This is a genomic window from Nocardioides panacisoli, from assembly GCF_019448235.1.
Lineage (GTDB): Bacteria > Actinomycetota > Actinomycetes > Propionibacteriales > Nocardioidaceae > Nocardioides > Nocardioides panacisoli_A.
On sequence record NZ_CP080409.1, the window covers coordinates 3,034,654 to 3,056,697 of the forward strand.

22 protein-coding genes are annotated in these 22,044 nt (G+C 69.2%); 21 read left to right on the forward strand and 1 reads right to left on the reverse strand.

Annotated elements, in window-relative coordinates:
* Nucleotide 1: 1 nt before the first annotated feature.
* From KUV85_RS14755 to KUV85_RS14825, 15 genes are all read left to right on the forward strand, one after another.
* Nucleotides 2–826: an SDR family NAD(P)-dependent oxidoreductase gene (locus KUV85_RS14755; protein ID WP_219960649.1), complete on the forward strand. Its 825-nt coding sequence runs from the start codon at nucleotides 2–4 to the stop codon at nucleotides 824–826.
* Nucleotides 826–2,766 (forward strand): FAD-dependent oxidoreductase, encoded by a 1,941-nt coding sequence (locus KUV85_RS14760; RefSeq protein WP_219960650.1) that lies wholly within the window; start codon nucleotides 826–828, stop codon nucleotides 2,764–2,766. The genes KUV85_RS14755 and KUV85_RS14760 overlap by 1 nt, the downstream gene beginning before the upstream one ends.
* A gap of 95 nt (nucleotides 2,767–2,861) precedes the next feature.
* The gene (locus KUV85_RS14765) at nucleotides 2,862–3,653 is read left to right on the forward strand and encodes an enoyl-CoA hydratase/isomerase family protein (RefSeq protein WP_219960651.1); all 792 of its coding nucleotides are present in this window, start codon (nucleotides 2,862–2,864) and stop codon (nucleotides 3,651–3,653) included.
* Nucleotides 3,654–3,726: 73 nt separating this feature from the next.
* A complete protein-coding gene (locus KUV85_RS14770) occupies nucleotides 3,727–4,176 on the forward strand; it encodes a Zn-ribbon domain-containing OB-fold protein (RefSeq protein WP_237690302.1) in 450 nt (149 codons plus the stop codon).
* Nucleotides 4,173–5,327 (forward strand): thiolase family protein, encoded by a 1,155-nt coding sequence (locus KUV85_RS14775; protein ID WP_219960653.1) that lies wholly within the window; start codon nucleotides 4,173–4,175, stop codon nucleotides 5,325–5,327. Before KUV85_RS14770 ends, KUV85_RS14775 begins: the two co-directional genes overlap by 4 nt.
* On the forward strand, nucleotides 5,324–6,529 hold the full coding sequence (locus KUV85_RS14780) for an acyl-CoA dehydrogenase family protein (protein ID WP_219960654.1): 1,206 nt from the start codon (nucleotides 5,324–5,326) through the stop codon (nucleotides 6,527–6,529). Before KUV85_RS14775 ends, KUV85_RS14780 begins: the two co-directional genes overlap by 4 nt.
* The gene (locus KUV85_RS14785; RefSeq protein WP_219960655.1) at nucleotides 6,526–7,497 is read left to right on the forward strand and encodes a phosphotransferase family protein; all 972 of its coding nucleotides are present in this window, start codon (nucleotides 6,526–6,528) and stop codon (nucleotides 7,495–7,497) included. The genes KUV85_RS14780 and KUV85_RS14785 overlap by 4 nt, the downstream gene beginning before the upstream one ends.
* 29 nt (nucleotides 7,498–7,526) lie before the next feature.
* A complete protein-coding gene (locus KUV85_RS14790; protein WP_219960656.1) occupies nucleotides 7,527–8,753 on the forward strand; it encodes an acyl-CoA dehydrogenase family protein in 1,227 nt (408 codons plus the stop codon).
* A complete protein-coding gene (locus tag KUV85_RS14795; protein ID WP_219960657.1) occupies nucleotides 8,750–9,523 on the forward strand; it encodes an SDR family NAD(P)-dependent oxidoreductase in 774 nt (257 codons plus the stop codon). Before KUV85_RS14790 ends, KUV85_RS14795 begins: the two co-directional genes overlap by 4 nt.
* Complete coding sequence (locus KUV85_RS14800) at nucleotides 9,523–10,287, forward strand: SDR family NAD(P)-dependent oxidoreductase (RefSeq protein WP_219960658.1); 765 nt, start codon at nucleotides 9,523–9,525, stop codon at nucleotides 10,285–10,287. Before KUV85_RS14795 ends, KUV85_RS14800 begins: the two co-directional genes overlap by 1 nt.
* Nucleotides 10,284–11,360 (forward strand): alcohol dehydrogenase catalytic domain-containing protein, encoded by a 1,077-nt coding sequence (locus KUV85_RS14805; protein ID WP_219960659.1) that lies wholly within the window; start codon nucleotides 10,284–10,286, stop codon nucleotides 11,358–11,360. The genes KUV85_RS14800 and KUV85_RS14805 overlap by 4 nt, the downstream gene beginning before the upstream one ends.
* Before the next feature lie 25 nt (nucleotides 11,361–11,385).
* Nucleotides 11,386–12,915 (forward strand): class I adenylate-forming enzyme family protein, encoded by a 1,530-nt coding sequence (locus tag KUV85_RS14810; RefSeq protein ID WP_219960660.1) that lies wholly within the window; start codon nucleotides 11,386–11,388, stop codon nucleotides 12,913–12,915.
* Between the two features lie 58 nt (nucleotides 12,916–12,973).
* Nucleotides 12,974–13,594 (forward strand): TetR/AcrR family transcriptional regulator, encoded by a 621-nt coding sequence (locus tag KUV85_RS14815; RefSeq protein WP_219960661.1) that lies wholly within the window; start codon nucleotides 12,974–12,976, stop codon nucleotides 13,592–13,594.
* An 88-nt stretch (nucleotides 13,595–13,682) separates the two neighbouring features.
* Nucleotides 13,683–14,009: an EthD family reductase gene (locus tag KUV85_RS14820; RefSeq protein WP_219960662.1), complete on the forward strand. Its 327-nt coding sequence runs from the start codon at nucleotides 13,683–13,685 to the stop codon at nucleotides 14,007–14,009.
* Nucleotides 14,006–15,028: an MBL fold metallo-hydrolase gene (locus tag KUV85_RS14825; RefSeq protein ID WP_219960663.1), complete on the forward strand. Its 1,023-nt coding sequence runs from the start codon at nucleotides 14,006–14,008 to the stop codon at nucleotides 15,026–15,028. Before KUV85_RS14820 ends, KUV85_RS14825 begins: the two co-directional genes overlap by 4 nt.
* Nucleotides 15,029–15,034: 6 nt before the next feature.
* On the opposite strand, the gene KUV85_RS14830 is transcribed toward KUV85_RS14825, so the two are convergent.
* The gene (locus KUV85_RS14830; RefSeq protein WP_219960664.1) at nucleotides 15,035–15,784 is read right to left on the reverse strand and encodes an SDR family NAD(P)-dependent oxidoreductase; all 750 of its coding nucleotides are present in this window, start codon (nucleotides 15,782–15,784) and stop codon (nucleotides 15,035–15,037) included.
* 225 nt (nucleotides 15,785–16,009) lie between these two features.
* On the opposite strand from KUV85_RS14830, the gene dctP reads away from it, so the two are divergent.
* The 6 genes from dctP (at nucleotide 16,010) to KUV85_RS14860 (ending at nucleotide 22,039) form a co-directional block, all read left to right on the forward strand.
* Nucleotides 16,010–17,095, forward strand: a complete 1,086-nt coding sequence (dctP, locus tag KUV85_RS14835) for a TRAP transporter substrate-binding protein DctP (protein ID WP_219960665.1) — start codon at nucleotides 16,010–16,012, stop codon at nucleotides 17,093–17,095.
* 80 nt (nucleotides 17,096–17,175) lie between these two features.
* Nucleotides 17,176–17,724, forward strand: coding sequence for a TRAP transporter small permease subunit (locus KUV85_RS14840; RefSeq protein WP_219960666.1), 549 nt, complete (start codon nucleotides 17,176–17,178; stop codon nucleotides 17,722–17,724).
* Between the two features lie 70 nt (nucleotides 17,725–17,794).
* Nucleotides 17,795–19,237 (forward strand): TRAP transporter large permease, encoded by a 1,443-nt coding sequence (locus KUV85_RS14845; protein WP_219960667.1) that lies wholly within the window; start codon nucleotides 17,795–17,797, stop codon nucleotides 19,235–19,237.
* A 142-nt stretch (nucleotides 19,238–19,379) separates the two neighbouring features.
* Nucleotides 19,380–20,192 (forward strand): SDR family NAD(P)-dependent oxidoreductase, encoded by an 813-nt coding sequence (locus tag KUV85_RS14850; RefSeq protein ID WP_219960668.1) that lies wholly within the window; start codon nucleotides 19,380–19,382, stop codon nucleotides 20,190–20,192.
* 49 nt (nucleotides 20,193–20,241) lie between these two features.
* Nucleotides 20,242–21,261 (forward strand): NADP-dependent oxidoreductase, encoded by a 1,020-nt coding sequence (locus tag KUV85_RS14855; RefSeq protein WP_219960669.1) that lies wholly within the window; start codon nucleotides 20,242–20,244, stop codon nucleotides 21,259–21,261.
* A gap of 85 nt (nucleotides 21,262–21,346) precedes the next feature.
* Entirely contained in the window at nucleotides 21,347–22,039 is a 693-nt protein-coding gene (locus tag KUV85_RS14860; protein ID WP_219960670.1) for a dienelactone hydrolase family protein, read from the forward strand.
* Nucleotides 22,040–22,044 lie beyond the last annotated feature (5 nt).

A 22,044-nucleotide genomic window follows, 5' to 3' on the forward strand; every position in this document is an offset into this window, starting at 1 on the left:
CATGGGTGACGAGGTACCCGGGGTGGGCGCGCACGCGCGCTACGTCCCCGGACGGTTCGCCGACCAGGTCGCCCTGGTGACCGGCGGTGGGTCCGGCATCGGGGCTGCGGTGGCCCGTCAGTTGGCCGCCGAGGGGTGTGCGCGGGTCAACGTGGCCGACCAGGACATGGACAACGCCGAGAGCGTGGCCGTCGCGATGGGCGGCACCGCCCGTCACGTGGACGTCGCCGACGCGGACGCGGTCGATGCCCTGGTGTCCGGCGTGACGCGCGACTGCGGTCGACTCGACGTGGTGGTGCACGCCGCCGGGGTCGACGATCCCGAAGCCAAGGCGCAACTGTTGTCGGCACGAGAGGCTGGTGAACCGGTCGACGTACTGGCACGACTCGGCGACGAGCGGTGGCGTCGCGTGATGTCGGTCAACCTGGACGGCACGTTCCACGTGTTGCGCGCGGCAGTCCGGGCCATGCGGCCGAGGGGCAGGGGTGCCGTCGTCACGGTCGGTTCCTCCGCTGCCTTCGACACCCTGGTCGGCTATCCCCACTACGCCGCCTCCAAGGCGGGAGTGCATGCGCTGTCGCAGGCGGTCGCCAAGGAGGCGATCGCCTTCGGGGTTCGTGTCAACACCGTGGCGCCCGGGCCGGTCGACACGGCGATGGCAGCACGTACGCCGGCCGCCGTCCGTGCGGCGATGGAGGCCGCCGGTGCGATCGGGTACGCGAGTGCGGAGGACCTGGCCGACAGCATCTGCTACCTCGCCTCCCCCGGAGCGGCCAACGTCGTCGGCGCCGTGCTGCTGAGCAACGGAGGCAGGTTCACGGTCTGATGAGCGAGTTCCCCCATGTCTTCAGTCCCTTCGACCTCGCAGGCGTGACGCTGAAGAACCGGTTGGTCGCCCTCCCAGCCGGGACCAGCATGGCGCGCGAGGGCGTCCCCACCCACGGGGACACCGAGCACTTCGAGCGTCTGGCGGCTGGCGGTGTCGGCCTCATCGTCGGGGGCGCGACGGTCGTCCACGCGACGACCACGCTGCGCTCGCGGAAGTTGGTCGAGGCCTACATCGACGACTTCGTGCCGGCCACTGCAGCGAAGGTCGACGCCATCCATCGCCACGGAGCGCGATTCATCGGCCAGTTGTGCCACTTGGGTCGGGAGTTCATCGGTGGCGAGTCCGACTCCCCGCCGGTTGCCCCGTCGCCGATCAAGACGGTTCGCGACGCCTACCCGCCGCACGAACTGACCGCCCCCGAGATCGAGGACATCGTCAAGGGGTGGCAGGTCTCGACGCAGAACCTGGTGCGGGCGGGTGCGGATGGGGTGGAGATCCACGCAGCCCACGGCTACCTCCCCGCCCAGTTCATGTCGCCGCTCACCAACCGGCGGACCGATTCCTTCGGCGGTTCCTTCGAGAATCGGATGCGCTTCGTCGACCTGGTGGTCTCGGCGATGCGATCGGTGATCCCCGCGGGCTTCGTGCTGGGCGTGCGACTCAGTGGTGAGGAGGAGATCCCCGGCGGCATGCAGGTCGATGACTGCGTGCGGATCGCGGAGCACCTGACCGAGGTGGGCGGTGTCGACTACTTCAGCATCACCCACGGCACGCGCGGCAAGTACGTCAAGGACTCCACCACGGCGGACGCCGTGGCCGTTCCGTCGGCCTCCCGGGTCCGCGCCGCCACCGGCTTGCCGACCCTGGTGGGTCAGCGGATCCGGGATGCCGGTACCGCCGAGCAGGTCATCCGGTCCGGCCATGCGGACCTGGTCGGGATGGCGCGAGCCTTGATCGCAGACCCCGAGCTGCCCGCGAAGTCCGAGGCCGGGCGGGCGCTGGACGTGCGCGGATGCCTCGGTGTCAATCAGGACTGCCGCGCTTTCGACCCCCACCTGCACTGTGCGGTCAATGCGGAGGTGGGGAGGGGGCGTCATCCAGCAGTGGGCGTTCCGGCGCCGCGACCCAAGGAGGTCTACGTCATCGGGGGCGGCCCCGCGGGGCTCGAGGCAGCCCGGGTCGCCGCAGGTCGAGGTCACAAGGTCACCGTCTTCGAGAGGGCGACCACGTTGGGTGGTGCCGTCCGCGTGGCTGCCGCGGCGCCGCACCGGGCGACCCTGATCGACATCGTCGAGTACCTGGAGCGAGAGATGAAACGGCTCAAGGTCGAGGTCAATCTGGCTGCCGGGATCGACGCCGATGACGTGGGCGACATCCTCGAGATGGCTGATCACGTGGTGCTCGCCAGCGGATCCCGTCCGACCGTGGCGCCGGATTCGACGGGAGGGAGCACGACGGTCTCGGTCGACGATGTGCTGCTCGGTCACCTCCCGCCGGACGTCGAGCGGTCCGCCCTGGTCTACGACGAGGGGGATGGGTTCTGGCCCGCCTACAGCGCGGCGGAGTCCCTGGCTCACCAGGGATGGCAGGTCACCCTGGCCACGCCGCTGACGGCGCTGGCTCCGCGGATCCCCGTGGAGAGCAGCGGCCCGCTCCTGGCCCGACTCAGCGCGCTGGGGGTGGATCTGCAGATCGCACAGGAGCTGGTGGTGGGGTCCGCCCCAGATGCGCCCGTCGCGCTGCGACCGGTCTTCGGTGGGCCGCTGGTCGAGGCTCCCGCGGGACTGACGGTGTGGCACCGGCCCCGCACTCCGGTGGATGCCCTGGCTCGCGCGGTGCCGGACGGTGCCGCGGTCAGCGTCATCGGTGACTGCCTGAGCCCGCGCCGCATCGGCCATGCCGTGGCCGAGGGGTACCGGGCCGGCGCCGAGATCTGACATCGGCTCGGAAAAGCGTGGCTGCTTCCTTGACAACGATCTGAAGTCAGTTCAAACTAAACTGAATCCAGTTTGGTTCTGAAAGGACGCATCCCATGGCAATCGACACCGACCACGTACTGCTCGAGAAGGACGGACCCGTCGCTCGTGTGTGGCTCAACCGCCCGCACAAGATGAACTCCGTGACGGTCGAGCTGCTGCACCGACTCGACGAGATCATCAAGGAGGTCGACGAGGACCCCGAGCTGAAGGTTCTGGTGCTGCGCGGAGTGGAGAACCAGTTCTGCTCCGGATTCGACCTCGACGAGCTGCTCTCGGACTTCATCGGCACCACCACCGCGATGGACGTGGCCGTGCTCTCCGCCGAGGTCTGTGACCGCCTCTACCAGATGAACACCCCCTCGGTCGCCGTCCTGGAGGGCTACGTGACCGCGGGTGGGTTCGAGCTGATGATCTCCTGCGACTTCGCCATCGCTGCCGACGACGCGAAGATCGGTGACTTCCACATCCGTCGCGCCCTCTTCGGTGGCGCCGGCCCCATCTACCGCCTGCCGCGCATGATCGGCCTGCGCAAGACCAAGGAGCTGATGCTGACCGGCAAGCTCCTCTCGGGCCAGGAGGCGAACGAGTTCGACCTGATCAACGACTCCGCGCCGGCCGGCGAGCTGGACCAGCGGGTCGAGGACTTCATCGGCACGCTCACCGACAAGAGCCCCTACATGATGCGTCTGACGAAGATGGCCATCAACCAGGGCCTCGACGCCGACGTGCGCTCCCTGATGGTGATGGAGCACCTGGCTGTCGGCAACGCGCTGCAGTCCGAGGACGGCAAGGAAGGCGTGGAGGCGTTCCTGCAGAAGCGCGAGCCGAAGTGGGTCGGTCGCTGAGCGACCGCCGGCGCACCCCGCGTCCACGGACATGCTGGAGCAGTAGGAACAAGGAGTTGAAGTGAGCGACGAGGTGCCAGGGTCTGGTGGCCCGGCCGAGGTCGGCGACCTCCGCCGGTCGCCCGGACTGCGTGGCAGCCGGTGCGTCAGTTGCGGAAATGTCGCCTTTCCGGTGGCCGCGGGGTGTCAGCGCTGCGGCAGCGCCGAGGTCACCCCCCGGGAGCTGAGCCCCGACGGGACGGTCTGGGGACACACGGTGCAGCGGTTCGCGCCGAAGTCGCCGCCGTACGTCCCCCCGGCGGAGGGCTTCTCGCCCTTCGCCGTGGGGTATGTCGAACTGCCGGAGGGGGTCCGTGTGGAAGCAGTGCTGGAGTCGGTCGACCATCCCGACTACGACGCACTCGCCGGGGCGGCGGTCCATCTCGTCGCCACGGACCCCGTCCCACGTTTCGCGACCGGCGAGTGGCTGCAGCACCACCACCAGCGGGCCGCTTCGGCCTCCGACGAAGGAGTTACCTCATGAGTACGGTGTCGATCGTCGGTGCCGGACTCTCGAAGTTCGGGCGCCAGCCGGATCTCACGGGGCGCCAGATGGCAGTGCAGGCGATCCGTGCGGCACTGGCTGATGCCGGGATGGAGTGGCCCGACATCCAGGTGGCGTTCGGCGGCAGCGACGGCTCCGGACTCGCCGACACCCTGGTGGCCGACCTGGGGTTGACCGGGATCCCCTTCACCAACGTCAAGAACGGCTGCGCCACCGGAGGCAGCGCACTGGTCTCGGCCATCAACGCGATCAGGTCCGGCGCCGCCGAGATCGCGCTGGCCGTGGGGTTCGACAAGCACCCGCGTGGTGCATTCGACCCGCGACCGGAGGACTGGGGTCTGCCCGCGGGATACGGCGAGGCGGGACTGATGGTCACCACCCAGTTCTTCGCGATCAAGATCGCGCGCTACATGCGCGAGCACGGCATCTCCGAGCCCACGTTGGCCAAGGTGGCCGCGAAGTCGTTCCGCAACGGCGCGATCAGCCCCAACGCGTGGCGGCGCGAGGCGCTCACCGAGGGCGCGATCGCTGCCGCCCCCATGGTCAACGACCCCCTGACGCAGTACATGTTCTGTTCGCCCGGCGAGGGCGGCGCCGCGATCATCGTCGCCTCCGAGGAGGCGGCGCGGCGGTTGGGGCCGCGGGCGGTGCGGCTGCGCGCCGTCTCGACCCGCACTCGCAGTTTCGGATCGTTCGAGGTGTTCGCGCCCTCGATCCAGGGGCAGGGAACTCCTTCGAGCGTCAGTACCGACGCGGCGCGCGCGGCGTTCGAGGCAGCTGGCGTGGGGCCCCAGGACATCGATGTGGCGCAGTTGCAGGACACCGAGGCCGGGGCGGAGATCATGCATCTCGCCGAGTGCGGGTTCTGTGAGCACGGTCAGCAGGAGGAATGGATCGCCGCCGGTGCCACCGAGATCGGCGGCCGCCTGCCGGTCAACACCGATGGCGGGTGCATCGCGAACGGTGAGCCGATCGGCGCCTCGGGCCTGCGTCAGGTGCACGAGGTCGTCACCCAGCTGCGCGGTGAGGCCGGTGACCGGCAGGTGCCCGACCACCCCCGACTGGGTTTCACCCACGTCTACGGTGCGCCCGGCATCAGCGCCTGCACCGTTCTGGAGGCAACACGATGACCACACCCACCGCACCCACCCTGGACACCTTCCTCGCGCAGGCCCGCGAATGGCTGGCATCGGTCGCTCCGACGCGCACCGAGCGGTCGTGGGGGCAGGGGACCGACTCCGTGACGGTCTTCGAGAACTGGACCGAGGATGAGGAGCGTGCCGAGACCGACCGCATCCGCGCCTACGAGCGGGCGAAGTACGACGCGGGATTCGGTGCGCTCACGTGGTCTCCGGAGTACGGCGGCCGCGACCTCCCGACGTCCTACCTCCTGGCCTTCCGCAGGGTCGAGGCGGGCTTCGACGTCCCGCGTCGGACCGAGATGTTCCCGGTGACCCAGCAGCTCGTCGCGCCGACCATCGCCCAGTGGGGGACCGAAGCACAGCAGGAGACGTACGTGCGGGCCATGCTGCGCACCGACGTGATGGCCTGCCAACTCTTCTCCGAGACCGAGGCCGGCTCGGACCTGGCCGCGGTCCGCAGCCGTGCAGTGCGCTCCGCGGACGGCTGGCGGTTGAACGGCCACAAGGTGTGGACCTCCGGCGCGCGGGTCGCGGACGTCGGGGTCGCGGTCGTTCGCACCGACCCGGACGCCGCCAAGCACGCGGGGCTCAGCGTCTTCCTCGTCCCCATGGACGCCCCTGGCGTCACCGTCCGTCCGATTCGTCAGATGACCGGTGGCACCTCGTTCAACGAGGTCTACCTGGACGATGTGGAGTTGGGCGACCACTACCGACTCGGCCCCGAGGGGGAGGGGTGGAAGGTCGCACTCACCGTGCTGGCCTCCGAGCGCCTCGACTCAGGGGCGTTGGGACTCGAGAACGCTGACCAGGCCGTGGAGCTCGCCCGCCACCTGGATCGACCCCTCACCGACCTCGAGCGGGATGGCGTCGCCGACCTGGTGACCCGCAGCTACGTCCAGCGACTCACCGGGATGCGAGTCGCGGCCTCCCTGGTGGCCGGCCGCGACCCGGGTCCGGAAGCCTCGGTGGGCAAGTTGCTGGCCACCGACACCATGGGCCGAACCTCCGAGGTGGTGCGCGCCCTGCTCGGTCCCGACCTGGTGGCGGACCGGGGGTACTGGGGGACGTGGGCCTGGACCGAGCACGTGCTCGGGGCGCCGGGATACCGCATTGCCGGTGGCACCGACGAGATCCAGCACAACATCCTCGCCGAGCGTGTCCTCGGCCTGCCGAAGGAGCCGAGGCGATGAGCACGGGGGACCTGGGTACGCGCGTGGTGGCCGGGCTGCAGGACGCCGGGTACGACGGCGCCTACTCCGCGCTGGAGCCGATGCTGGGAGGGCATTCCGGCCTGACCTACCGCCTCACCGCGGGCGACCACGCCTTCGTCGTCAAGGCGGTCCCGCCGGGGCAACGGCCGATCGGGCGGCACGACATGCTGCGGCAGGCCCGCATCCTCACCGCGTTGCGCGAGACCGACGTCCCGGTACCGACCGTGCGCGCGAGTGAGGATCCCGGCGAGGACGGCGGCCAGGCCTGGTTCGCGATGGACCTCGTCCCCGGCGAGTCCTTGGAGCCGGTCCTCGACGACCCCGCCGTCGATCCGCCGCTCGCCAGCGCGCGCATGCGGCGCGCCGCCGAGATCCTGCCCCGGCTGCATGCGGTCCCGGTGGCGGAGCTGCCGGTGGACGGGGACCCGTTGACGCCCGCCGATGAGCTCGCCCGATGGGTTCGGACCATGGACGCCGTGCCCACTGAACTGGTGCCACGTGCGGTGCAGCTGCGCGACGGCCTCGCCGCAGCGACCCCGGCGGCCGTGGACCCGGTGCTGGTCCACGGCGACTACCGGTTGGGCAACATCCTGGCGCAGGGCGAGGAGCCCGCGGCCCTCATCGACTGGGAGATCTGGAGTCCCGGCGACCCTCGGGTCGAACTGGGCTGGTTCCTGGTGTTCGCCGACGGTTCCAACTTCCCCGGCGTGGGTCGCGAGGTCCCCGACCTGCCTGCGGCGGACGAGCTCGTGGATCTCTACACCGGTTCCCGGTCGAGGTTCCCGGACCTGGACTGGTTCGATGCGCTGGGCCGGTTCAAGATGGCCGCGATCATGGGGCACAACCTGCGGCGACACCGGGAAGGCAGGCACCACGACCCGGACCAGGAGAAGCTCCCGGCCACCATCGAGCGCCTGATCGTCTCCGGGCTCGACTGCCTGACCTGACCACACCCACCCCCCGAGAGGTAGCCGCCGTGGACTTCGGACTCACCCCACGCACCGCCGAGCTGGCCGACCAGCTCAACGCCTTCATGGCAGACCACGTCTACCCGGCGGAGGCTGTCTACGACGCACAGGTCGAGGCCAACGACAACTTCCACGAACAGCCCCAGGTCATGCGTGAGTTGCAGGCGACGGCTCGTGCGCAGGGCTTGTGGAACCTGTTCATGACCCACGATGGACTGGGTGTCGGACTGACCAACGCGGAGTACGCACCGCTCGCAGAGATCGTCGGTCGTTCCATCATCGGCAATGAGGCCATCAACTGTTCTGCGCCCGACACCGGCAACATGGAGATCCTGGCCATGTACGGGACCGAGCGGCAGAAGGAGCAGTGGCTCGAGCCGTTGCTGGACTGCCGCATCCGGTCGGCGTTCGCCATGACCGAACCCGAGGTGGCGAGTTCGGATGCCACCAACATCACCTCCACCATCCTGAGGGACGGCGACGAGTACGTCCTCAACGGGCGCAAGTGGTACACCTCCGGCATCCTCGACCCGGACTGCCGGCTGGTGATCTTCATGGGCAAGTCCGACCCGGACGGCCCCGCGTACCGACAACAGTCGATGATCCTCGTTCCGGCCGATGCCCCGGGGATCGAGGTCGTCCGTGACCTGGGGATGTTCGGCTTCAAGGATCGTCTCGGCCACGGCGAGGTGCAGTTCACCGATGTGCGCGTGCCGGCCGAGAACATGCTCGGCGACGAGGGCGACGGCTTCGCGATCGCGCAGGGTCGGTTGGGCCCGGGTCGCATGCACTATGCGATGCGCGCGATCGGCATGGCCGAGCGGGCGTTGCAGCTGATGTGCGAACGCGCTCAGAGCCGCGTCGCGTTCGGCGGTCCGCTCGCCGACCAGGGCGTGGTCCGCGAGTGGGTCGCACGCAGCCGGATGGAGATCGACCAGATCCGGCTCTACACCTTCAAGGCCGCGTGGCTGATGGACACCCAGGGCAACGCCGCCGCCCGCACCGAGGTCGCCGCCATCAAGGTGGCCGCCATGGAGACCGCTCACCGGGTCGTCGACCGCGCAGTCCAGACGTGGGGCGCCGCCGGGGTGAGTGGGGACACCGTGCTGACTCGACTGCACGCCATCACCCGTGCTCTCCAGATCGCCGACGGCCCCAACGAGGTGCACCTGCGCACCATCGGCCGGCGCGAGCTGAACCACTACCGTCATCTGAAGCCGGGGGAGAGCCAATGAGCGCAGTGAACGTGCCAACCGAGGAGTTGCGCGGCAAGGTCGCCCTGGTCACCGGTGCCACGCGCGGTCTCGGCAGGGCCATCGCAGAGGCCCTCGCACTCTCCGGCGCCACGGTGATCGTCTCCAGCCGCAAGGCGGAGGCATGCGAGCAGGTCGCGGCGGACATCACCGCCGCGACCGGCGCCACGGCGTACCCGCTCCCGTTGCACGTCGGCGAGTGGGAGGCCATCGAGCCTGCGGTCGACGCCATCGTGCGCGACCACGGTCGGATCGACGTCCTGGTCAACAACGCTGGCATCGCCCCGTTGGCGCCATCGGCGTACGACGTCAGTGAAGGACTCTTCGACAAGACGCTGGCGGTGAACCTGAAGGGCCCCTTCCGGCTGATGGCGGTGGCAGGTCGCCACATGCATCGGGCCGGCGGTGGCTCCATCATCAACGTCTCGAGCATCGGCGCGGAGCGCCCGAGTCCACCGGAGGCCACGTACGCAGCCTCCAAGAACGGTCTCAACGCCTTGACGCGCGCCTTCGCGCAGGAGTACGGCCCCGCGGTCCGGGTCAACTGCGTGATGCCCGGCGCGTTCGCCACCGACATGGCCGCAGACTGGGACGAGGAGTTCGTGTCGGTCGTCACCCACCGGTTGCCTGCCGAACGCTTGGGGGACCCCCGCGAGCTGGCCGGCCTGGTAGTCCACTTGGCCTCGGATCGTTCCGGCTACACCACGGGTGCCTTGATTCCCGTCGACGGCGGCAGGACGGCGGTGTACTGATGGCACGGGTCCAGGACCTCTTCGACCTGACCGGCCGCGTGGCCGTTGTCACCGGTGCCTCCTCCGGACTGGGTGAGGGGTTCGCGCGGAGCCTGAGTGACGCGGGCGCCACGGTGGTGGCCGCCGCACGACGTGCCGACCGCCTGGAACAGCTGGCTGCAGAGGTGCCCGGCGTCGTACCGGTGGTCTGCGACATCACCGAGCCGGCCGATCGGGAGCGGCTGGTGGCCACCGCGAGCGAGATCAACGGCGGGATCGACGTCCTGGTCAACAACGCGGGCAGGCCGGGTCCACCGGACGCCCTCAGCGAGACGCCCGAGCAGTTCGATTCGATCCTCCAGGTCAACCTCACCTCGGGCTTCCACCTCTCGGCGGCCACCGTCAGGTCGCTGCCCGAGGGGCGGGGTGCCTCCATCATCAACGTCTCGTCGGTGATCGGGCTCGTCTCCACCGCGCCCATCGGAGGTGCCGGGTACGCCGCCTCGAAGGCCGCCGTCGTGGGGGTGACCCGCGAGCTCGCCGGCCAGTGGGGACGTCGCGGTGTGCGGGTCAACGCGGTCGTCCCCGGGTGGTTCGACACCGAGATGACCGACGGTCTGTTCAGCAACGAGAAGTCTGCGACGTGGGTACGGCGCAACACGATGCTGAACCGCGGTGGCCGTGAGGGCGAGGTGGACGGAGCGCTGCTGTTCCTGGCATCGGACGCATCGAGCTACGTCACCGGGCACGTGCTCACGGTCGACGGAGGGTGGACCGCCCGATGACCGGGCTGCCCACCACGATGCGCGCCGTGCGGGTCGAGGAGTGGGGCGCACGCCCGGTCCTCGCCGAGGTGCCGGTGCCCATGCCCGTCGGAGACCAGGTGCTGCTCCGCGTCGACGCCGCCGGTCTCTGTCACTCCGACCTGCACATCATGGACGCCACTCCCGGCGCGCTTCCCTATGAGTTGCCCTTCACCCTGGGGCACGAGGTGGTCGGCACGGTGGCAGCGGCCGGTGACGGCGTCTCAGGCGACGAGCTCGCGGCGTTGGAGGGGATCCCCCAGGCCGTGCACGGTCTGTGGACCTGCGGCCGATGCCGTCAATGCCGCCGCGGCCGCGAGAACTACTGCTTCGGCCTGACCGGGGCGATCGGTGCCGGTATCGGCCACGACGGCGGGCTCGCCGAGTACATCCTCGTCCCGTCATCGCGGCACGTGGTCCCGGCCGGCGGCATCGCCCCGGTCGCCGTCGCGCCCCTGACCGACGCGGGGTTGACTGCCTTCCATGCGCTCCAGCCCTACGACGACGTGGTCCGGGGGGGCGTCGTCGTCATCATCGGGATCGGTGGCCTAGGGCACCTGGCACTCCAGTTGGTCACCGCTGGCCGGCCGGAGGCCGTGGTGGCGGTCGATCCTCGTCCCGATGCCCGTCACGTGGCCGACCGGCTCGGCGCCACGGTGTCGGTGAATCGCGTCGAGGACGTCGGTCCGGCGCTGGCCGACCTGGGGTTCCCGGAGGGCGCCGACCTGGTGCTCGACTTCGTCGGTGCCCACCGAACCATCGCCGCGCTGCCGGAGGTGATCGCGCCCGGCGGACAGATGGCCTGGGTCGGCTCGGCCGGCGGGAGCCTTGAGGTGGCCAAGGGAGGGGACCTGCCTCGGGGCTGGGGCATCCGGGCCCCCTTCTGGGGGACGCGCAACGACCTCGTCGAGGTGGTGCGGCTCGCGCGCGAGGGGTTGCTGCGCGCCGAGACCGCGACGTTCGGACTCGACGAGGCCGTGACGGCCTATGAACAACTGCGGAACGGGCAGGTCCAGGGACGAGCGGTCGTCGTGCCGGCACCGGGCCACCCGTGATCATCGAGGCGAGAGGAACCAACACATGCATCAACTGGCCCAGGAAATGGTCGCCCGAGCGGAGCGAGCACCCGACGACGTTGCGGTGATCGACGACGCCGGTCGACACACCGTGGGCGACGTGATGACCGAGGCGCGAGTCGTGGCGGACCTGCTCGAGGCCGGACTCGACGGCGCTCCGACAGTGCTGGTTCAGGCGGACAACTCCTGGCGCACGCTCGCGGCCGCCGTGGCAGTCGGGCTCCGCGGCGGCCTCGTGGCGGTCATCAGTGGGCATGCCACTGCCTCGGAGTACGCCCTCGCCGTCGAGGACGTCGCCCCGGACGCGGTCCTCGCTCCCGACGCCACCCTGCACAACTGGCGCGTCGACGCCGAACTCCTGCCGGTCCTGGGGCGGGGCGGCGACGTCCTGGAGGGGTGGACCCTGCGTGGCTCGACCGCGGGTCGGACCGCGGGAGTCGAGCGATGGGGTGGTGGTGTCGTCATCGCGATGACGTCGGGTTCGACAGGGCGGCCGAAGTGCGTCATCCAGTCCGAGGCGGCCCTCCGGTACGCCGGTCGTTCGACCGTTGAGGCAGTGGGCCTGACGCCCGGTGACCCCGTGGGTGCCCTCGTGCCCCTGTCCTCGGTGGCCGCGTTCTGCTTCGGCATGTACCTGCCGGCGATGCTCGGCTCTCCGATGGTGTGCCTGTCCAGGTGGGAACCGAGCTCGGCCGTGGACCTGCTGGACCAGCAGCAGGTGGCCTGGACCATGCTCGTGCCGACGATGGCGCTCCAGTTGTCGCTGGTCGAGGGTTCGCAGGGCCGGCTGGCCTCCCTCGAGGCGATGACCGTCGGTGGCGGACCCATGAATGCCCGTGCGCTCAAGGATGCCGAGGAGCACCTGGGCACGAGGTTCCTTCGAGTCTTCGGCATGTCCGAGTGCCTGGGGCACACCACCCCGCTCCCCTCGGAGCCGGCGGAGGTGCGCCTCGAGCGGGACGGGCGGCCGTTCCCGGGCACCGAGGTCCGGGTCGTGGACGCCGAGGGGCGGCCACTGTCGGTCGGCGAGGTCGGCAACGCCCAGGTGCAAGGGCCCTCCGTCTTCGTCGGCTACGCGCGGGCCGGCCACGCGCAGGCGCCGGAGCTCACCGGCGACGGGTTCCTCCCCACCGGCGACCGCGCACGCATCAACGCCGACGGAACCCTGAACATCCTTGGCCGGGAGAAGCAGGTCATCATCCGTGGTGGCCGCAACATCGACATCAACGAGGTCGAGGCCGCGATGGCCACCGTGCCGGGGGTCGCCCAGGTGTGTGTGGTGCCGGTGTCCGACCCGATGCTGGGTGAGCGTGCCGCTGCGCTCGTCGTCTTCGCAGGCCCCACGCTGGAGCTGGAGCAGGTCCGTGACCACCTCGAAGCTGCCGACTTCCCGAAGTTCAAGTGGCCGGAGTTCGTGTACGCCGTCCCTGACCTCCCGCTGAACCGGGTCGGGAAGCTGGATCGGAGTGAGGCGATCAACCTCGTCGGAGAACTTGCCGACTCCGCGCTCGCCGAGCCCGAGGGAAGGCGATGAGGACCAAACTTGGTTAGTCTGACCTGAACTCATCTCGGCATCGGAAGGGGGCGCCATCATGGCCGCCAAGGCAGGCAACGGAGCGGACGGGCCCCGCTCGAAGCGACGGGTGATTCTCGAGACGGCGGTCGACAACTTCGGTGCGGTGGGATTCGAGCACACCAAGTGGGCAACGGTCGCCGAACAGGTGGGCATCGGTCAGACAGCGCTCTACCACTACTTCGAGTCCAAGGTTCACTGCCTGCTCACCATCATGAGTGCCGAGCTCGAGCGCTCCCTCGAGCGCGCCCGCAAGGCCGCAGCGAACCACGAGTCTCCCGTGGACCAACTGCAGGCCGCCGTCGCGTCGGCTTTCGACGTCACGCCTCGTGAGGCGCTCCAGGCGCGGATTCTGTTGAGCCATCAGGACCTGCTGGTCGCTCCGCGCTCCTCCGAACGTGAGGAGTCGGAGCGTCAGCGGTCCCGTGAGTTGGTCCGCGAGGTCGAGCACGAATGGGCTGAGCTGTTGCGGCGCGGGATGGACGACGGTTCCTTCGTCGATCGGGACGAGCGGGTGGAGGTGCGCCTGGTGCTCGGCCTGGTGAACAGCGTGTGGCGCTGGTACCGACCGCAGGGTCCGCAGAGCCTGGAGGACATCTCCGGCACCGTCGTGAGCGCAACGATGCGCTTGGTCGCCTAGGTCCCTCACGTCGGGTGCGCGACCTTCCGTCAGCGGTCACTTTCCCCTAAACTGAATTGAATTCATTGCAATCGTGAAGGGGAGCTCCGTGTACAACCTCATCCTGCTCGCTGCCAAGCCGTCGGACTGGACCCATGACGAGTTCATCGAGTGGTGGCGAGGCGAGCACGCCGACATGACCTACGCGTTGCCGGGGTTGCGCCGCTGGCACCACACCGAGGTCCTGGAGGCGATGGACGACAACCACTCCGCCGGATGGGACGGCATGTCCGTGCTCAGCTTCGACTCCAAGGACGACCTCGACGCTGCTCTGGCAAGTGAGGAGTGGGGCAACGCGGTCGCGCACGTGGGGACCATGCGAGGGCGTCGGATCGCAGTGATGGGTGAGGAGCGAGTGATGGTGCCGGAGGGGTGACCTCCTCACGCGAGGACTGGACCGCTCCCGGGTGCCATCCCGCGGCGCCCGGGGTCCACCGCATTCCCCTGCCCATGCCCCAGGACGGGCTGCGCGCGATCAACGTGTACGCCGTCGAAGGGCCAGCAGGGCTGGCGCTGATCGACGCAGGCTGGCGGGTACCGGGCAACCTGGGCGTTCTCGAACGGGGACTGGCGGCTCTGGGCGCACGGCTGCGCGACATCGGCGAGGTGTACGTCACCCACGTCCACCGCGATCACTACACGCTGGCACCGGAGCTGCGTCGTGTCGTCGGCAGTCGGGTGCACCTCGGCGCACCAGAGCGCCCGGGGCTCGAGTTGATCGCCCAGCGTGGTGACAACCAACCGGCTGCCTCCTTCCGGGAGCTGCGCCGCGCCGGCGCCGGTGGCCTCGTCGAGGACATCGAGTCGATGGTGAGCACCGAGCCGTGGTGCGCCGGCGACTGGGAGGCGCCGGATCACTGGCTGGAGCCGGGACCACTGACGGTCGCCGGACGGCCGATGGAGGCAGTCGCGGTCCCCGGCCACACCAAGGGACACCTGGTCTTCCACGACATCGACGCCGGTCACCTGTTCACCGGCGATCACGTGCTGCCCCGGATCTCGCCGTCGATCGGCTTCGAGCTGGGGGAGTGGGACCTTCCGCTGGGCCGTTACCTGGAATCCCTGGAGCTCATCCTGGAGCGCCCGGACGCCATCATGCTCCCGGCCCACGGGGCGTCCGGGGGCCGCGTGCACGACCGAGTCCGCGAGCTCGTCGAGCACCACGACGTCCGACTGGGTGCCACCCTGGCCGCCGTGCGTGCAGGCGCGGTCACCGGGAGGGCGGTCACTGCTCGGTTGAAGTGGACTCGTCGGGAGCGGGACTTCGAGACGCTGGATGCCTTTAACCAGATGATCGCGGTCTGCGAGACCATGGCGCATCTCGACCTGCTCGTCGAGCGGGGCCTCGTCTCCTCCTCCCCCCGTGATGGGGTGGACCGCTTCGACGCGGGCTGAGGCGCCTCAGCGTGCGGTCCAGCCGCCATCGGCGTAGAGCTCGGCCCCGGTGATGTAGCCGGCGTCCGCACTGCCGAGGAAGGCGACGGCGCCGGCGATCTCCTCGGGGCGCCCGAGTCGCCCCATGGGCGTGTTGGCGAGCATCGCCCGGTGTCGCTCGGACCCCTCGTGGCGCTCGAGCAGCTGGCGGGTCTCGATGAAGCCGGGATGCAATGAGTTGACCCGGACCCCTCGAGTGGCCCAGTGGATCGCAGCGTTCTTGGTCATGGTGCGCACCGCGCCCTTTGCGGCGTGGTAGGCGACGCTGTTCCCGAGTCCGCCAGTGCTGCCGAGGATCGAAGCGACGTTGACGATGGCTCCGCCTCCCGACCGCTCGATGAGCGGGCCCATGTGTTTCATGCCCAGCCAGACCCCGGTGGCGTCGACGGCGAGCACCTGGTCCCAGTGGTCCCGGTCCTCCTGCTCGACGGTGGCCACGCTGCCGATCGCGGCGTTGTTGACGAGGAGGTCCAACTGGCCCAGCGCGGTCTCGACGTGGTCCGCAGCAGCAGCCCACTCCGCTTCCTGGGCGACGTCCAGGGCGAGCCCCCCGTGGGGGCCGCCGGGTAGTCCCTCGAGCAGCGTGTCGAGCGGTGTTCCGGTCAGGTCTGCTGCGACCAACCGGGCTCCCTCCGTGGCCAGGCGATGGCAGATCTCGGCCCCCAGGCCACCGGTGGCCCCCGTGACCAGGACCCGCTTCTCGTCGTAGCGCTTCATCTCTGCTCCTGTCGCTGGAGGTGACTGACGACACCCTGCCCGACCGTTGAACCGAATTCAACTTGCGTTGATGTGGGGTGACCCTTGACACACTTCGGCCGGTGCGATCTACTTAACCTAGTTCAGTTCATCTCTCGGGTCACGACGACATCCGCAGACGGGATCGGTCCGCGCGGAGGCGGCCGAGATCACCCGACGACCATGAGGGGTCCAACAATGAGGAACATGCAACGAATCGCCGGAATCGCCGGGGCCGCAGCCCTGAGCCTGTCGGTGGCTGCCTGCGGCGGAGTGTCGGAAGGGAGCGGCGGCACCGTCCGACTCTCCTCCTACCTGCCGCAGGACACGGGCTTCAACAAGGCCGTCGAGGCGTGGGCGGACCAGACCGAGGAGTGCGCGGACGGGGAGATCGAGTTCGAGCGCTTCTTCAACGGCGCCCTCTTCGGTGCGACGGAGACCAGGGACGCGCTCGGAAGCGGCCGGATCGAGGTCGGCTCGTTCTCCGTCGGCTACCACCCCGGCGAGTTCCCGCTGACCCAGGGCCTGTTCGACGTTCCCTTCCTGTCCTCCAACGTCAGTGCCGTGATGGATGCGCAGGGCACGATCTACGAGGACACCGCCGAGGCACAGGCCGAGTGGAACGACCAGGGCATGGAGCTGTTGAAGGTCCTCCCGGTCACCTCGCCGCCTGTCGGGACCAACACCCCGTTCGAGGCACTGGAGGACCTCCGTGGACAGGACCTCCGTGGCTATCCGCCGGGCGGCGTCAACGCGGCCATCGAGGCCGCGGGAGCCGAGCCGGTCGACCTCGACCTGGCTGAGCTGCCCGAAGCGATGCAGCGCGGTGTCGTCGACGGGTACGCCGGTGTGTCCGTCGACACGACCACGGCCCTGAGCCTGCAGGAGAACACCAAGTACCTGACCGAGGCCGGTTTCGGTGCCACCTCTGCCATCCAGCTGGCAGTGAACAAGGACTGGTGGGACGGCCTGTCCGACGAGGCGCGCGGCTGCGCCTCCGACGCGGCCGAGGACCTCCAGGAGCTCTATGTCTCCGCTGTCAATGACGCCGAGGCCGAGGCCTGTGGCGCCTTGAGCGACGCAGGCGTCGAGATGTCCGTGCTGCCCGAGGCGGAGACCGAGAAGTTGCGCAGCGCGATCTTCGACGAGCAGCGGGCGGCCTGGATCGAGAGCGCCGAGGGCGCCATCGATGACCCCGAGGCCTACCTCTCCGACTACACCGACGCCCTGGATGAGGCCGAGACGGAGTACGCCGGCGAGAGCTTCGGTGTTCCGGGATGCTTGGCGGACTGAGTGTCCCCTCGGTCAACTGACCTCTGCCCACGGATCCGCCTGAAGAGAGATGTGTGATGACGCCGTCCTCAACGCCCCCCGTGACACGCGTGCTGCAGTTCCTGAGGGCGACGTCGCGATACCTCGCCGTGTCGGTCGCGGTGCTGTCGGGCCTGGGCGTCGTCGTGTTGGTGGTGATGACCCTCCTGAACATCCTGCTCCGCAACTCCGGTGAGGGAGGGGTCCCCGACGTGGTGGGCTGGGGCGAGGTGGGCGTGGCCGCGATCGCCTACCTCGGCCTTGCCTACGCGCAGCACCTCGACTCGCACGTCTCCACCGTCGTCGTCGTCAGGATGTTGCCCCGCCGACTGCAGCGCTACGTCAAGGTGTTCTGGATGGTCCCGGTGTGCCTGCTGGTGCTCTGGATGGGCGTCGAGACCGCGCGGGAGGCGATCGACTCCATCAGCGTCCGGGAGGCACGGATGGGCGCGGTGCCGATCTGGCCGGCGAAGGCAGCCATTGCCGTCGGCGTGTGGCTCCTGTTCCTGGAGCTGCTGGTGCAACTGCTCGACCTGCTGTTCGGCCCGGCCAGGGCCAACTGGTCCGCGGCCGCCGAACCCGACGGGTCTCAACTCAGTGATGCGGTCTGAGGCGGGGCGGCATGGCTGAGGACCGCAAGGCAAGTACCAGTGCATCTCCGACTCGAACGGTTCGGCTCACATGAGCATTCTTCTCATCACCACCGTCGTCCTGGCGACGTTCCTGCTGTTCGCGATCCTGGGCACGCCGCTCGCGTACTCGCTGCTGCTGTCCGGAACCCTCGGCCTCATCCTCCTGGACGGTGTCGAGGGGGCGGCTTTCGAGCTCGCCAGTGCGCCGTACTCGACGGCGGCCTCCTACTTCCTACTCCTGATTCCCGTCTACGTCCTGATCGGCATGTTGGTGGCCAACGGTGGGCTTGCCGAGAAGGTCTATCGAGTCGCCAACCACGTGCTGCGTCGAGTGCCCGGTGGGGTCGGCGTGGCCACGGTGGTCGCATGCGCGGGATTCGCCGCGGTGACCGGCTCGAGCATCGCAACCGTGGCAACGATCGGTCGGGTCGCGGTCAAGGAGATGCAGGAGTTCGGTATCAGGGCGGCGACCGCGGCAGGTCTGGTGGCGGCGGCCGGCACCCTGGGGGCGCTCATTCCGCCCAGTGTCGTGCTCGTTCTCTACGGGTTCATCAGCGGAGAATCGATCGGCAAGCTCCTGCTCGCGGGGATCATCCCGGGCATCTTCGTGGCGCTGGTCTACGCGATCTATCTCATGATCGCCGAGCGGGGCAGTGCCGACGGGCCCGCCGGTCGCACGGTGGGGGCCGAGGTGCACAGCGGGATGGCGGGTGCTGCATCCGCGGGGTCCACCGGTTCGCTGAGCAGCGCCGTGGCAGGGCAGCTGGACTCCTCGGAGAGTGGGTCGGACCGATCGTCCGAGGGGGACGTCGGCTCCCAGGCGGACCGCATCCCCTGGGAAGCGGCCCTGTACGTCCTGCTGATCTTCGGTGTGGTCGTGGGTGGCATGTACTCGGGATTCTTCACCGTCGTGGAATCGGGCGCGATCGGGACCGTGCTCGCGCTCGGCATCACGATCGTCGAGGCGAAACGCGACGGTCGGTCCGTCCCCGGTCTGCTGCGTGACTCACTCGCGGAGTCCATGTCCGTCATGAGCATGGTGTTCGGTCTGCTCCTGGGCGGTGGCGTGCTCGCGGCCTTCTTCGTCTTCACCAGGCTGCCGAACGACCTGTCGAACTGGGCGACCGGGCTGGACATCTCGCCGCTCCTGCTCGTGATCCTGCTCCTGCTCATCCTGATCCCGCTGGGCATGGTCCTGGAGCCGATGTCGATCATCTTGATCCTCGTGCCGATCTACCACCCCATCGTGACCGCGCTGGGGTATGACGGGATCTGGTTCGCCATCCTGTTCGTCCGCATGATCGAGGTCGCCATGATCACGCCGCCGATCGGCCTGAACGTCTTCGTCATCTCCGGCGTCGCCAAGGGCGTCAGTGTCGAGCAGGTCTTCAGGGGGGTCTTCCCGTTCCTCCTGCTCGACCTCCTGTGCGTGGGGATCTTCATCGCCTTCCCCGAGATCATCACCTTCCTGCCGGATGCGGCGGGGGCGTGACGGTGAAAGGCTGCGGCCCGGTCCTGAGGGCGGTTCTGGTGCCGATCTGTCGTGGAGACCGAATCCGTGCGGCGCTCCTGAAGGTGGCGCCTGGTGAAGTGCGCAACGACGACGCCGCGAGTTGCGAGGAGATGGTCGACCAGTGACTGACGAGACTCTTGCCGGTCCGCGAACGCGTGGTGTGGCCGCCAAGCACGGGCAGTTCGAGGGCCGCCGCGTGCTCGTCACGGGAGGAGGAAGCGGCATCGGGGCCGCGACCGCCCACGTGCTCCACGAGCGCGGAGCAGAGGTTCTCGTGGCGGACATCGACCATGATGCCGCCGGCCGGGTCTCGGCTGAGCTGGGCCCAGGCGCCACAGCGCTGCACCTGGATGTCACGTCGGAAGTGGAGTGGGACCGCCTCGAATCCCAACTCGATCACGTTGGGACGTTGCACAACGTGGTGCACTCGGCGGGTGCTGCGCTGTCGGCCACTCTTGCCGAGACCTCCCTCGATGACTTCCGTCGAATGGTCGAGGTCAACCTCACGTCGACCTTCCTTGCCGTGCGGATGGCCGCACGGTGCCTGGCGGACGGCGGCTCCGTCGCGCTGTTGTCGTCCTTGCGTGGCGTCGTGGCCACCGAGGGCCTCGGTGCCTACGGGGCCGCGAAGTTCGGTGTCAGGGCGCTCGCTCGTGTTGCGGCGCTCGAGCTCGCTCCTCGCGGCATACGGGTGAACGCCGTCTGTCCCGGCAGCATCGAGACCCCGATCACGAATGGGCCCGGCTTTCAGCAAGTGGACATGGAGGCCTACGTGCGCTCCATTCCGTTGCTGCGCCGCGGGGGACCGGGGGAGGTCGCTGCGGCGATCGCCTTCCTTCTCAGTGACGACGCCGAGTACGTCACCGGCACCGATTTCTTGATTGACGGCGGGACTGCAGCGGGGCGTCTCGTCCCGACCTCCCCGGCTGTCTGACGTGGGCTGTCGGTGCGACGAAAGAACTCAGGTCGATAGGAGCGTGGGCGTGCGCAGCACACAGATCCAGGTGCAGGACCATCCTTCCGGTGTGGTCGGGCCGGAACACTTCCGTCAGGTGGAGGTGGACCTCCCGGATCCGGGCCCGGGACAGGTCCTGGTGCGCAACACCTGGACGTCCGTGGACCCCGGACTGCGCCTGCGCCTCCGACGGCACGCACCTGCGGGGTACTTCACGGCGTTCCCGCTGGGGCAACCAATGGACGGCATCCTCACGGTGGGCGAGGTGGTGGCCTCCCGTGCGGAGGGCTTCGCCGAGGGGGACACGGTCTGGCACTCCTTCGGTTGGCGATCCCACGCCATCGTGGACGCAACTGCTGATGCCATGAACGGGGTCGGCACCCTCCGCGTTCTCGACACTCGTGACACGCCACCGCAGTGGTACCTCGGCCCTCTGGGCGCCATGGGCCTGACGGCGTACTCGGGCCTGGCCGTGGCGAACGCGCTCGACGGCGGGGAGCGCGTCTGGGTCTCGGCCGCGGCTGGTGCGGTGGGCGCCCTGGCCACCCAGATCGCGGTGCAGCTCGGTCACCGGGTCATCGCCAGCGCGGGCACGGCCGCCAAGGTCGCGTGGTTGCGGGAGGTGGGCGTGGAGGCCGCGGTCGACTACCGCACCGAACCGATCGGCGAGGCGTTGGCGCGTGTGGCTCCCGACGGGATCGACGTCTACTTCGACAATGTCGGCGGCGATCATCTCGAGGCTGCGTTGGACGCGATGCGCATGTTCGGTCGAGTCGCCATGTGCGGGTCCGTCTCCGACTACGAGTCGACGCCGTCGGGGCCTTCGAACCTCTTCCTGGTCACCGCCAAGCACCTGACGCTCAGCGGGTTCCGGGGAAGCCTGCACTTCGACCTCCTGGAGGAGATGCAGGCCAAGGTCGGCGGCTGGCTCAGGGAGGGGAAGATCCACTACCAGGAGAGCGTCTATGACGGCTTGGACCAGGCCCCGGCGGCGCTCGCCGACATGCTGGCTGGTCTCACCGTCGGCAAGACCCTCGTCCGGCTCTAGGCGTCGCCGACGCCGCCCCGTCGTGGGCACATGGTTAGGGTCGTGAGCGTCCCCTCAACGAGAGCACTGACAACGGGAGGCTGCCGTGTCCGAGGCCCAGTCCGAGCACAACGTGGAGTTCCAGTCGAACGGCACCACCGCCTTCGGCTACCTGGAGAAGCCCGCCGGCGGGAGTGGCCCGGGCGTCATCGTCATCCAGGAGTGGTGGGGGCTGACCACCCACATCGCCGACGTGACCAAGCGGCTCGCCGGTGAGGGTTTCGTCGCGCTCGCCCCGGACCTCTACGGCAACCGCGTCACCCATGACGGCGACGAGGCGGCCCAGATGATGCAGGACCTGGACGCCAACGCCGCGTCGAAGATCCTCTCCGGAGCGATCGACTACCTCACCGGGCTGGAGGAGACGACCTCCTCGTCGGTGGGGGCGATCGGGTTCTGCATGGGTGGTGGCTTCGTGCTCTCCCTCGCGCAGCAGGCCGGTGACCGCGTCTCGGCGGCCGTGCCCTTCTACGGCTTCCCGCAGGGCGTCGACCTCGAGCAGATCACTGCCGACGTGCAGGGGCACTACGCCCGCGAGGACGAGATGCTCCCCATCGCCGACGCCCGCGACGCCTTCCGGCGGCTCGAGTCTCGCGATGGCGCGACCACGGAGTTCTTCGAGTACGACGCCGGGCACGCCTTCTTCAACGACGAGGACCTCATCGGCACCTACGACGCCGACAAGGCCGCCGAGGCGTGGGGCCGCGCGACGACCTTCCTGCGGGACCGGGTCCGCTGACCCCC